The organism is Nocardia terrae (assembly GCF_009760405.1).
GTDB lineage: Bacteria > Actinomycetota > Actinomycetes > Mycobacteriales > Mycobacteriaceae > Nocardia > Nocardia terrae.
This window is the reverse complement of the sequence record NZ_WRPP01000003.1, coordinates 266,109-277,431: the sequence shown is the minus strand read 5'-3', so window position 1 is coordinate 277,431 and position 11,323 is coordinate 266,109. Positions and strand designations below refer to the sequence as shown.

Genomic DNA, 11,323 nt, shown 5'->3' with positions numbered 1-11,323 from the left:
GGTGAAGCGCTTACGAATCGACTTCGTGCGGGGAATGCCCGGCGGCGAAGTGGACGACCTCGGAAGTGGTGTCCCGGGGCCTCGCTGCTCGTTGATCGGGGCCATGCGGTGCGGCGTGCCGTCGGTGTTCGCTATCTGGCGGCGTAGCTACGAATCCGGTTCCCGCGCTGGGTAATCCGGCCGCACTGTCGGCGGAGCCATCGGGATCTGTGACGCGGGCGCGCCGAGTTCGGGGTTGCGAGCAGCCAGGGTGTGGTGGGCGAGGCTACTTACGCAGGGCCTGGATGAGTTGGAGGACCGGGAGTTTTTGAGGCTGGTCGGTCTCTTCTTCCACGGCGTCAGGGTCGACGAGGGTGGTGTGGGGGAGGACTGCTTCGGGGTCGGCGAACGGCTTGTATTTCTTGTCGCCGAGGACTGTGTAGTTGAGGTAGCCGATGAGGAGGGCTCGGGTGAGGCGTTCGGTTTTGGGTTCGTGTTTGCCGGCGCCGAGGGCGGCGAGGGCGCGGCGGCCCTCGACCATGCCGTTGTGGCTGGCCTTGTCGAGGGAGCGGAGGATGGCGTCCTCGCCCCAGGCGGAGGCCAAGGGGGTGGCGTTGGAGCTGACCGAGTCGATGTCGGTGGCGCCCGCCAGGATCAGGGCGGGGGCGTCGATCTTGGGGGCGAGAGCCTCCGCCGAGGGGGCGGTGGGGGAGGGGTAGAGGGCCGCCACGGCGGCCACGTCGCGCTGGGAGGCGGCGATGGCGGCCGCGCCCGCGCCCATGCCGTGGCCGGCCAGGGCCAGCTTCTTCGGGTCGACGCTGATATTGCCCGCGCCCAGCCGCACCCCGGCGCAGATGTCCAGGGTGGTCAGCAGGTCGGTGGCCAGGTTCAGGTGCGAGGGGATCGGTCCGCGTTCGGTGTCGGGCGCGGCGGCCACATATCCCCAGGAGGCCAGGTGTTCCAGCAGCCGCCGGTAGTTGCCGACGCCGGTCAGCCACCCGTGCCCGAAGGCCACCGCGGGCAGGTTGAGTCCCTTCCCGGGCGTGTACACCACCCCGGGCAGCCCGGCGATGCCGAGATTCCCGCGCAGCACCTCGTGCGGGCCGCGCAGGGTCAGAGTGCTCAGAAGCGATTTCACAGACGCCGACACGGACTAGAACCTATCCGATCAACATGTACTTGGGGCGTTTCGCCCGGTAGGACATCGACTCGGATTCGTGTGACGGTGTCATCCCGTTAGGCTATGGGCCCATGTGCGGAATCGTGGGGTATGTGGGGTACCGGGATGCGCTCGAGGTGGTCGTCGATGCGTTGCGCCGCATGGAATATCGGGGTTACGACTCCGCGGGCGTAGCGATCCTCGACGGCGCGGGCGGGCTGGCCGTGGAGCGCAAGGCGGGCCGCCTGGCCAACCTCGAGGCCGAACTCGCCGAAGCGGGCCGGGAGCGTTTCGCGGGAGCCACCGGCATGGGCCACACCCGCTGGGCCACGCACGGCGCGCCCACCGACCGCAACGCCCACCCGCATCGCGACCACACCGGCCGGGTCGCGGTGGTGCACAACGGCATCATCGAGAATTTCGCTCCGCTGCGCCGCGAGCTGGAGGAGGCGGGTGTCGAGCTGGGCAGCGACACCGACACCGAGGTGACGGTCCACCTGGTCTCCCGCGCGTATGCCAAGGGCGACACCGCCGGTGACTTCGTGGCCTCCGCCCTCGCGGTGGTGCGCCGCCTGGAAGGCGCGTTCACCCTGGTCTTCTCGCACGCCGACCACCCGGGCACGATCGTCGCCGCCCGCCGCTCCACCCCGCTGGTGGTCGGCGTCGGCCGGGGCGAGATGTTCCTCGCCTCCGACGTGACCGCCTTCATCGAACACACCCGCGAGGCAGTCGAACTCGGCCAGGACCAGGCCGTCGTCATCACCGCCGACAGCTACCGGGTCACCGACTTCCACGGCGGGACCGACGGCGTCCGCACCCGCCCGTTCACCATCGACTGGGATCTGGCCGCCGCCGAGAAGGGCGGCCACGACTACTTCATGCTCAAGGAGATCGAGGAGCAGCCGCAGGGCGTCGCGGACACCCTGATCGGCCACTTCGACCAGGGCAAGATCATTCTCGACGAGCAGCGGCTGCACGATCAGGAGCTGCGCGAGGTCGACAAGGTCTTCGTGGTCGCCTGCGGCAGTTCGTATCACGCGGGCCTGCTGGCCAAGTACGCCATCGAGCACTGGACCCGGCTGCCCGTCGAGGTCGAGCTGGCCAGCGAATTCCGTTACCGTGACCCGGTTCTGGACCGCTCCACCCTGGTGGTGGCCATCTCCCAGTCCGGCGAGACCGCCGACACGCTGGAGGCCGTGCGCCACGCCAAGGAGCAGAAGGCGCGAGTCCTGGCCATCTGCAACACCAATGGCGCGCAGATCCCCCGCGAGTCCGACGCCGTGCTCTACACCCGCACCGGCCCGGAGATCGGCGTCGCCTCCACCAAGGCGTTCCTGGCACAGATCACCGCCAACTACCTGGTCGGCCTGGCGCTGGCGCAGGCGCGCGGCACCAAGTATCCCGACGAGGTCGCCCGCGAGTACGCCGAGCTGGAGTGCATGCCGAAACTCGTTGCCCAGGTGCTGGAGTCGGCCGAGCGGATCCGCGAGATCGCCCGGCGGTTCGCCCACGTGCCGACCGTGCTGTTCCTGGGCCGCCACGTCGGCTACCCGGTCGCGCTCGAAGGCGCGTTGAAGCTCAAGGAATTGGCGTACATGCACGCCGAGGGCTTCGCGGCCGGTGAGCTCAAGCACGGCCCGATCGCCCTCATCGAAGACGGTCTGCCGGTCTTCGTGGTCATGCCCTCGCCGAAGGGCCGCGCGATGCTGCACTCCAAGCTGCTCAGCAATATCCGCGAGATCCAGGCCCGCGGCGCCCGCACCATCGTGATCGCCGAGGAGGGCGACGACACCGTGCGCCCCTTCGCTGACCACCTGATCGAAATCCCCTCGGCCCCAACGCTGTACCAGCCGCTGCTCTCGACGGTCCCGCTGCAGATCTTCGCCGCCGAGGTCGCCCGGGCCCGCGGCTACGACGTCGACAAACCCCGCAACCTGGCCAAGTCGGTCACCGTCGAATAGCGCTCGTCGCACGGGATTCGGGGGTAGGGCTCTCCGCACCTGAGGGTCGAGGTAGGGCACTACGCACCTGAGGGTCGAGGTACGGCACTTGGCGCCCGGGGTTCGGGGGTGCGCACCGAGCATCCGGGGTGCGGGGACAGCGCTCGACTCCCGGGTTCGGGGTTTCAGGGGCGAAGCCCCTGAGAGTCCCCGAGAGTTGGGCCTACTGCACGGTGACGGTGCCCTTCATCTCAGCGTGCAGCGTGCAGATGTAGCGGTAGGTGCCGGGCGTGGTGAAGGTGTAGCTCCACTGGCCCTTGTGGATGATCGGGCTGTTGAGCGCCATCGCGATGTCGCCGACGCCCTGCACATTGTGCGGCGCCCGGTCATCGAACTTCCAGGTCACGGTGTCCCCGGCCTTGACGGTGATGTCGGCCGGGGAGAACTTCATGTCCTTCACCTCGACCGTCACGGCCGCGGGCGCCGCGGGACCGGTGGAGGTCGCCGCCCCGGACGTCGGTGCGGCGGTGGTGGAGGTGGCGGCGCTGTTCGAGCCGTTCGACGAGCAGCCCCCGGCGACCAGCGCCCCCGCCACGACGGCGACGAGAAGCAGGGCACGCGAAGACGACTGGCGGCGGATCCACATGCCAGCCAGGTTAGTCCCCGCCGATAGCGGACCGTTCGCGGGCACCCGCCCTGACCTGCGCGCCGGACTCCGCGGCGTAGTCTGCACAAGCGCAGGCAGTCGACTCCCGGGAGGCGAACCATGACCGCAGCGGCGGTGCGCGCGTACTACACGGCCGACGAGGTTCGAGCCGCCGAAGCCGAGCTCTTCACCCGCGTCCCCGCCGGAATGCCCATGCGGCGCGCCGCCTTCGGCCTCGCCGACGTGGTGGCGCGGGAACTCCGCGAACGCACCGGGGGAGTGGCGGGCCGGTCGGTCACCCTGCTCGTCGGCTCCGGCGACAATGGCGGCGACGCGCTCTGGGCGGGCTCGTTCCTGCGCCGTCGCGGGCTCGCGGTGCGCGCGATCCTGCTCTCACCCGAGCGTGCCCACGCGGAGGGTCTGGCCGCGCTGCGCCGCACCGGCGGCCGGGTCGTACCCGCTCCGGCCGCCGCGGACGAGCTGCGCGCGGACGACCTGCTCGGCACACCGGATCTGGTAGTGGACGGCATCGTCGGTATCTCCGGCCATGGCGCACTGCGCCCCGTGGCGGCCGAAATCGTTGCGGGCGTGCGCTGCCCGATCATCGCCGTCGACCTGCCCAGCGGCGTCGACCCGGACACCGGAGCCGTCGCCGGTCCCGCGGTCACCGCCGCGGTCACCGTCACTTTCGGCGCGTACAAGCCCGTTCATGCGCTGGGCGCGCCGCATTGCGGCCGAGTCGACCTGGTGCCGATCGGATTACGACTTCCCGCCGCGAATCTGATTGCGCTGGAACACCGTACGGTCGGCGCGGACTGGCCGGTCCCGGGCCCGTTCGACGACAAGTACACCCAGGGCGTCACCGGCGTCTGCGCGGGCAGTGCCACCTACCCCGGCGCGGCGGTGCTCTGTACCGGCGGCGCGATCGCCGCCACCTCGGGCATGGTCCGCTACGCGGGCACCGGCGCGGCCCAGGTCCTCGCCCACTTCCCGGAAGTGATTGCCGCCGAGACCATTTCCACCACCGGCCGCGTCCAGTCCTGGGTCTTCGGCCCCGGCGCGGGCACCGACTCCGCCGCCCGCGACCGCCTCGCCGAAATCCTCGCCACCGACCTGCCGGTCGTGGTCGATGCCGACGGCCTCACCCTGCTCGCCGCGGATCCATCCTTGGTGACCGGCCGCGCCGCCCCCACGGTCCTCACCCCGCACGCCGGTGAATTCGCCCGCCTGACCGGCTCCGACCCCGGCCCGGACCGGGTCGCCTCGGTCCGCAAACTCGCCGAATCCTGGCAGGTCACAGTCCTGCTGAAGGGCCGAGCCACCCTCATCGCCAGCCCTGGTCACCCGACCTACGTCAACGAGGCGGGCGGCTCCTGGGCCGCGACCGCCGGTTCCGGCGACGTTCTCTCCGGCATCATCGCCGCCCTCCTCGCACACGGCTCCGACCCCGCTCGGGCCGCCGCGGCCGCCGCCCGCGCCCACGCCCTCGCCGCCAACCTCGCCGCCCACGCGGCCACCACCGCCGGAGCCCCGATCTCCGCCTCCCCCTTGCTCTCCCACCTCCGCGCGGCCATCGGCACCCTGCGCGAACTCGCCGCCTGACCGTCCTCGAGCGGGTGTCCGCCCCGGTTCCGGCGGCGTGGCGCCCGGCCGGGCAGTGGGCGGAATGGTGGATCGGGGGAGGAGATCGGCACGGCCCTGATGAACCCGGAGCAGTTCACGCACCAGCTGCACGATCGGTAGCGGCGGCGTGCAGGGCGGCCCGCGCGGCGGCGACGATCGGATGTGCTCCGGTGCCGCGGCGGTAGGCCAGGCGGGTTCGGCGATGCGTCGGCAGCGCCGTGAGGGTGACGCCCGCCGGCACCGAGAGCACGCCCAGATCGGGGACAAGCGCGACGCCTTGGCCCGCGCCGACCAGCGCGAGGACGGTGCCGAAGTCGTCGGCGTGATGGCGGATGCGGGGAGTGAATCCCGCTGCGAGACAGGCACGGACCGTCATCTCGTGGCAGAGGGTGCCGGGTGTGCCCGCGATCCAAGGGCAATCCGACTGGGCGGCAAGCGGTCCGGGCTCGAGGGTGGCGAGGTGGATGACTTCCTCGAACAACGGCTCGGTGTCGAGGCCGGGTTCCGGCGCGAGGGGCACGTAGTCGTATTCCTGGAGCAGTGCGATGTCCAGGGTCTCGGCGCGCAGGGCGGCGGGCGCGGCGGCCGGATCGAGTTCGGTGACGAGCAGTTCCAGCAGGGGATGGTCACGGCTGAGTGCGACCAGGGCGGGGGACACGATCGTGTGGACGGCGGTGGGGAACGCGCCGATGCGCAGGGACCCGGTGAGCTCGGATCGGGCGGACGCGAGTTCGGCTGTCGCCGTTTCCAGCACGGCGAGGATCGTTTCGGCGTGCTCGACCAGGCGCAGGGCGGCCGGGGTGAGGGTGACGCTGCGGCCGGTGCGTTCGAGGAGCGGCACTCCGGCCTCGCGTTCCAGGGCGGTGAGCTGCTGGGAGACCGCCGACGGGGTGTAGGTGAGGGCGTCGGCGACCGCGGCGATGGTCTTGCGGTGCGCGAGCTCGCGGAGCAGGCGCAGGCGGCGGACGTCGAGCATCAGCTCAGCTTACGCTCGGAAGTAGAAACGTGAAATGGACCTGACGCACGGACTCGATAAGGCTGGTCGGCATGACATTCACCGGCTTGTACGTGCCCCTGATCACGCCCTTCACGGCCACCGACGAGATCGCCTCCGACGCGCTGGAGGCCCTCGCCCACGAGGTCCTCGACGCGGGCGCGGCCGGCCTGGTCGCCCTCGGCACCACCGGGGAGCCCGCCACCCTCACCGCCCACGAACAGACCCGGGTGATCGACATCTGCGCCGGAGTCTGCCGGGAACGCGACGCCGCCCTCATCGTCGGCGCGGGCTCGAACGCCACCCTCGACTCGGTGCGCGCCCTGACCACCCTCGACCCCCGCGCGACCGCGGCGCTCGCGGTCGTCCCCTATTACACCCGGCCCTCCGAAGCCGGTGTGGTGGAACACTTCCGGGCCCTCGCCGCCGCCAGTCCCGTGCCGGTGCTGATCTATCACATTCCCTACCGCACGGCCCGGTCCCTCAGCGCCGAAACCCTGTGCCGCCTGGCCGAACTGCCGAATGTCGCGGGCTTCAAATACACCGCCGGCGGCATCGACGACACCACCGTCGCCTTCATGAGCCGCCTGCCCGATCACACCTCGGTGCTCGCGGGCGACGACCTCTACGCCGCCCCGCTGCTCGCCCTCGGCGCCTCGGGCGCGATTCTCGCCTGCGCCAATGTCGCACCCGGGCCCTACGCCGAGCTGATCACCGCCTGGCATGCGGGCGACCTCCACCGCGGCCGTGAAATCGGCAACCGCCTGGCCCCTGTGGCCGCCGCCCTGTTCACCGAACCCAACCCCGTTGTCGTCAAGGCGGTTCTGGCCGCCCAGGGCCGCATCCCCACCCCCAACGTCCGCCTGCCCCTGCTCCCGGCGAGTCCGAACTCGCTGTCCGCCGCGTCGGCGGCGATTGCCGTCGCCAAGGTGACAACTGATTTCGTGAGATGCGGGTAACTCACCGGGTATGTCCACAATCGGTTCGGCACCCGACCGCCGGCACGGGTGTGGGATAGGTAACGGCTCTCAGCCGCCCGCTAAAGGCCCGGAGAGGCGGCATTAGCATCGAGGGCGTGAATACGCCCGACCCTCAGGTGGAGATCCTCGTAGACCTGGACGCCATTGCCCACAATGTGCGCATCCTGGCCGAGCACGCCGGAGACGCCGCCGTCATGGTCGTGGTCAAGGCGGACGGGTACAACCACGGCGCGGCCGAGGTGGCGCGGGCCGCCCTGAACGCGGGCGCCCGCGAGATCGGGACCACCACGGTCGCCGAGGCGGTCGCCCTGCGGGCCGCGGGCATCACCGCGCCGATCCTGTCCTGGCTCAACACTTCCGACGCCGACTACGCGAGCGGCATCGACGCCGATATCGAACTCGGCGTCTCCGCGCTCGCGCAGCTCGAGCAGGTGGCCGCGGCCGCCCGCCGGCTCGGCCGCACCGCCATCGTCAGCCTGAAGGTCGATACCGGTCTCAACCGCAACGGCATTCCCGCCGCCGAGTTCCCCGAGGTGCTCGACCTGCTCGAGAAGCTGGTCGCCGACGGCGTCGTGCGTTTCCGCGCCCTGTTCTCCCACCTGGCCATGGCCGACCTGCCCGAGCACCCGGTCAACGACATGCAGCGCGACCGCTTCCTCGAGTTCATCGCCGCCGCCCGCGACCGCGGCCTGGAACCCGAGCTCGTGCACCTGGCGAATTCCGCTGCCGCGCTGACCCGCCCGGACCTGGCCTTCGACATGGTGCGTCCCGGCATTGCGGTGTACGGCCTTTCGCCGATCCCGGAACTGTCCGACTTCGGCCTGCGCCCGGCCATGACCTTCCGCGCCCGGGTACTGCGGGTGAAGCGGGTCGCCGCGGGTGAGGGCGTCTCCTACGGTCATCAGTGGATCGCCGACCACGACACCACCGTCGCTCTGGTTCCCGCCGGTTACGCCGACGGCGTGCCCCGGCCCCTGAGCGGCAAGTTCTCGGTGTGGCTGGGCGGGGCGCGCCGCCCCCAGATCGGCCGGGTCTGCATGGACCAGTTCGTGGTGGATCTGGGTGAGAACGAATCCGGTGTCCAGCCGGGCGACACCGCCGTCCTGTTCGGGGGTGAGCCGGGCCACCCGCACGCCGACGAATGGGCCGACGCACTCGGCACCATCAACTACGAAATCGTGTGCGCCCCCCGCGGCCGCGTGATCCGCACCCACCTCGGAGGTACCCGGTGAGCGAGCACCGCATGCTCGCCACCGTCGAGGACACCGAGGCGCTGGGCCGCGAGCTGGCCGGGCAGCTGCAGGCCGGGGATCTGGTCATCCTCGACGGCCCGCTCGGCGCGGGCAAGACCGCGCTCACCCGCGGCATCGCGGCGGGGCTGGGCGTCGAAGGACGGGTCAGCTCACCGACTTTCATCATCGCCCGCCAGCATCGCGCCGGCACGCATCCGGGCGCGGTGGCCCTGGTGCACGTGGACGCCTACCGCCTCGCCGGCGATCTCGACGAACTCGACGCCCTGGATCTGGACACCGATCTGGACCACGCGGTCGTGGTGGTGGAGTGGGGTCTGGGCGTGGCCGAACACCTGGCCGACCGTCACCTGCGCGTGCAGCTGCGCCGCGAGCCGGAGTCGGATGTGCGCACCGCCGAATGGGAGTGGGTCGCCGCGAACTAGTTCCCGCAGGCAGACACCGCGCCTTGTGGGCTGTACCACCCGGTATCGTAAAGACAATCATGCTGATATTGGCTGTCGACACCGCGACTCCCGCTGTCACGGCGGGACTGGTGGAACTGGAACCGGCGCAACCCGGGTCGAACGCACCGCGCATCACCACGATCACCGCCAAGGTGACCGTGGACGCTCGCGCGCACAACGAGGTGCTGACCCCGCAGATTCTGGCCTGCCTGGCCGAATCCGGGCGCTCCCGTGCCGATATCGCCGCCGTCGTGGCCGGGATCGGCCCCGGCCCGTTCACCGGATTGCGCGTCGGCATGGCCACCGCGGCCGCCTTCGGCGATGCGCTCGGCGTGCCGGTTTACGGCGTGTGCAGCCTCGACGCCATCGCCGCCGACACCGAGAGCTACCTGCGCGAGAGCTCCGAGCCGACCGAGCTGCTGGTCGTCACCGACGCCCGCCGCCGCGAGGTGTACTGGGCGCGCTACCGCGCCACCGGCGACGGCCGCACCCTGGCCCGCGCCGAGGGCCCCGAGGTGAGCAAGCCCGCCGACCTGGATCAGGCCGCGGCGACCGTGATCGCCGGATCCGCCTCGCACGTCGACTATTTCGATCTGCCGGTGCTGCCGGTCGAAACGCCCTCCCCGGCCGGGCTGGTGCAGTGCGCCGCCGCCGAGATCCTGGCCGGCGCCCCGCCCGCCCCGCTGGTGCCGCTGTACCTGCGCCGCCCCGACGCGGTGGAGAAGAGTTACGCGCAGGTGGGCCGATGACCATCCGCATCGAACCGATGCGGCCGGCCGACGTCTCCCGCTGCGCCGAACTCGAGCAGGTGCTCTTCCCGGAGGACGATCCCTGGCACGAGGTTTCGTTCCTGTCGGAACTGGCCGGACCGCACAATCGCTACATCACCGCCCGCGACGCGGGCGGCCGCATGGTCGGCTACGCGGGAATCGCGCTGCTGGGCACCGCCGATCATCCCGAGGCCGAGGTCCACACCATCGGCGTCGACCCGGACTGCCACCGGCAGGGCGTCGGCACGCTGCTGCTGGAAGCGCTGCTGCTGGAGGCCGGACGCCGTGGCGGACCGGTGTTCCTCGAGGTCCGCACCGACAACGCGCCCGCCATCACGCTCTACGAGAAGCACGGCTTCCACATCATCGGTTTGCGCAAGAACTACTACCAGCCCAGTGGGGCCGACGCGTACACCATGCGGCGTCCCGACATGGCGGGTTCTTTCAACCGGCACCGTCCGCAGGACGGATTCACCACCGACGCCGAGGTCTCGTCATGATCGTCATGGGTATCGAAAGCTCCTGCGACGAAACGGGAGTCGGCATCGTGCGCCGATTGCCCGACGGCAGTTGCGAACTGCTCGCCGACGAGGTCGCCTCGAGCGTGGACCAGCACGCCCGCTTCGGCGGCGTGGTCCCCGAGATCGCCTCGCGCGCCCACCTCGAGGCCATCGTGCCCGCCATGCGCCGCGCGCTGGCGGCGGCGGGGATCAGCAAGCCCGACGCACTGGCCGTCACCATCGGACCCGGTCTCGCGGGTGCGCTGCTGGTCGGCGTCGCGGCGGCGAAAGCCTATGCGGCGGCGTGGGATATCCCGTTCTACGCGCTCAACCACCTGGGCGGGCACGTGGCCGTGGACACCCTCGAACACGGCCCGATGCCCCCGGCGGTCGCACTGCTGGTCTCCGGCGGCCACACCCATCTGCTGCAGGTCACCGATCTCGCCGAGCCGATCACCGAGCTGGGCAGCACGGTCGACGACGCCGCGGGCGAGGCCTTCGACAAGGTGGCCCGCCTGCTCGGTCTCGGCTATCCGGGCGGCCCGGTGCTGGATGCCATTGCCGCCGACGGCGATCCGCACGCCATCGCCTTCCCGCGCGGCATGACCGGCGCCCGGGATCCGCGCTACGACTTCTCCTTCTCCGGCCTCAAGACCGCGGTCGCCCGCTATGTCGAAGCGGCGCAACGCGAAGGCCGCGAGCTCCCGATCCCCGACATCGCGGCGTCCTTCCAGGAGTCGGTCGCCGACGTGCTCACCATGAAGGCCGTCCGTGCCGCCCAGGACATCGGTGTCGACACCCTCGTCCTCGGCGGCGGCGCCACCGCCAACTCCCGCATCCGCTCGCTGGCCGAAGAACGCTGCACCGCGGCCGGAATCACCCTGCGGGTCCCCAAGCCCCGCCTGTGCACCGACAACGGCGTCATGATCGCCACCCTGGGCGCCCACGTGATCGCGGGCGGCGCAAAGCCTTCCGCCCTGACGGTCGCCACCGACCCGGGCCTGTCGGTCTCCACCAGCTACCTGTAGACCTCAGA

The 11,323-nt window shown here is 71.0% G+C and carries 11 protein-coding genes; 8 read left to right on the top strand and 3 right to left on the bottom strand.

All coding sequences use genetic code 11. The annotated features are described in order from the left end of the window. Window positions 1-265 precede the first annotated feature (265 nt). A complete protein-coding gene (locus GPX89_RS16725; protein ID WP_328601919.1) occupies window positions 266-1,129 on the bottom strand; it encodes a dienelactone hydrolase family protein in 864 nt (287 codons plus the stop codon). Window positions 1,130-1,230: 101 nt separating this feature from the next. Between GPX89_RS16725 and glmS the strand changes: the two genes are divergently transcribed. Next, a complete protein-coding gene (glmS, locus tag GPX89_RS16720; protein WP_157388491.1) occupies window positions 1,231-3,099 on the top strand; it encodes a glutamine--fructose-6-phosphate transaminase (isomerizing) in 1,869 nt (622 codons plus the stop codon). 202 nt (window positions 3,100-3,301) lie between these two features. On the opposite strand, the gene GPX89_RS16715 is transcribed toward glmS, so the two are convergent. Next, window positions 3,302-3,724, bottom strand: coding sequence for a cupredoxin domain-containing protein (locus tag GPX89_RS16715; RefSeq protein ID WP_157388490.1), 423 nt, complete (start codon window positions 3,722-3,724; stop codon window positions 3,302-3,304). A gap of 135 nt (window positions 3,725-3,859) precedes the next feature. Between GPX89_RS16715 and GPX89_RS16710 the strand changes: the two genes are divergently transcribed. After that, complete coding sequence (locus GPX89_RS16710; RefSeq protein ID WP_328602060.1) at window positions 3,860-5,326, top strand: NAD(P)H-hydrate dehydratase; 1,467 nt, start codon at window positions 3,860-3,862, stop codon at window positions 5,324-5,326. Window positions 5,327-5,441: 115 nt separating this feature from the next. Here GPX89_RS16710 and GPX89_RS16705 read toward each other — a convergent pair whose 3' ends face one another. Further along, the gene (locus GPX89_RS16705) at window positions 5,442-6,323 is read right to left on the bottom strand and encodes a LysR family transcriptional regulator (protein ID WP_157388488.1); all 882 of its coding nucleotides are present in this window, start codon (window positions 6,321-6,323) and stop codon (window positions 5,442-5,444) included. A 71-nt stretch (window positions 6,324-6,394) separates the two neighbouring features. Here GPX89_RS16705 and dapA point away from each other — a divergent pair, with 71 nt between their 5' ends. The 6 genes from dapA (at window position 6,395) to tsaD (ending at window position 11,315) form a co-directional block, all read left to right on the top strand. Next, on the top strand, window positions 6,395-7,300 hold the full coding sequence (dapA, locus tag GPX89_RS16700; protein ID WP_157388487.1) for a 4-hydroxy-tetrahydrodipicolinate synthase: 906 nt from the start codon (window positions 6,395-6,397) through the stop codon (window positions 7,298-7,300). Between the two features lie 116 nt (window positions 7,301-7,416). Continuing rightward, window positions 7,417-8,553, top strand: coding sequence for an alanine racemase (gene alr, locus GPX89_RS16695; protein WP_328601918.1), 1,137 nt, complete (start codon window positions 7,417-7,419; stop codon window positions 8,551-8,553). An 11-nt stretch (window positions 8,554-8,564) separates the two neighbouring features. Beyond that, window positions 8,565-8,996: a tRNA (adenosine(37)-N6)-threonylcarbamoyltransferase complex ATPase subunit type 1 TsaE gene (gene tsaE / locus GPX89_RS16690; protein WP_157389107.1), complete on the top strand. Its 432-nt coding sequence runs from the start codon at window positions 8,565-8,567 to the stop codon at window positions 8,994-8,996. A 59-nt stretch (window positions 8,997-9,055) separates the two neighbouring features. Beyond that, a complete protein-coding gene (tsaB, locus tag GPX89_RS16685) occupies window positions 9,056-9,766 on the top strand; it encodes a tRNA (adenosine(37)-N6)-threonylcarbamoyltransferase complex dimerization subunit type 1 TsaB (RefSeq protein ID WP_157388486.1) in 711 nt (236 codons plus the stop codon). Then, window positions 9,763-10,287 (top strand): ribosomal protein S18-alanine N-acetyltransferase, encoded by a 525-nt coding sequence (gene rimI / locus GPX89_RS16680; RefSeq protein ID WP_157388485.1) that lies wholly within the window; start codon window positions 9,763-9,765, stop codon window positions 10,285-10,287. Before tsaB ends, rimI begins: the two co-directional genes overlap by 4 nt. Then, window positions 10,284-11,315, top strand: coding sequence for a tRNA (adenosine(37)-N6)-threonylcarbamoyltransferase complex transferase subunit TsaD (gene tsaD / locus GPX89_RS16675; RefSeq protein WP_157388484.1), 1,032 nt, complete (start codon window positions 10,284-10,286; stop codon window positions 11,313-11,315). The genes rimI and tsaD overlap by 4 nt, the downstream gene beginning before the upstream one ends. Window positions 11,316-11,323 lie beyond the last annotated feature (8 nt).

Coding starts and splice junctions, on each gene's coding strand:
- tsaD (WP_157388484.1), top strand. CDS start 10,284: ATGATCGTCATGGGTATCGAAAGCTCCTGCGACGAAACGGGAGTCGGC.
- rimI (WP_157388485.1), top strand. CDS start 9,763: ATGACCATCCGCATCGAACCGATGCGGCCGGCCGACGTCTCCCGCTGC.
- dapA (WP_157388487.1), top strand. CDS start 6,395: ATGACATTCACCGGCTTGTACGTGCCCCTGATCACGCCCTTCACGGCC.
- tsaB (WP_157388486.1), top strand. CDS start 9,056: ATGCTGATATTGGCTGTCGACACCGCGACTCCCGCTGTCACGGCGGGA.
- glmS (WP_157388491.1), top strand. CDS start 1,231: ATGTGCGGAATCGTGGGGTATGTGGGGTACCGGGATGCGCTCGAGGTG.
- GPX89_RS16705 (WP_157388488.1), bottom strand. CDS start 6,323: ATGCTCGACGTCCGCCGCCTGCGCCTGCTCCGCGAGCTCGCGCACCGC.
- tsaE (WP_157389107.1), top strand. CDS start 8,565: ATGCTCGCCACCGTCGAGGACACCGAGGCGCTGGGCCGCGAGCTGGCC.
- GPX89_RS16715 (WP_157388490.1), bottom strand. CDS start 3,724: ATGTGGATCCGCCGCCAGTCGTCTTCGCGTGCCCTGCTTCTCGTCGCC.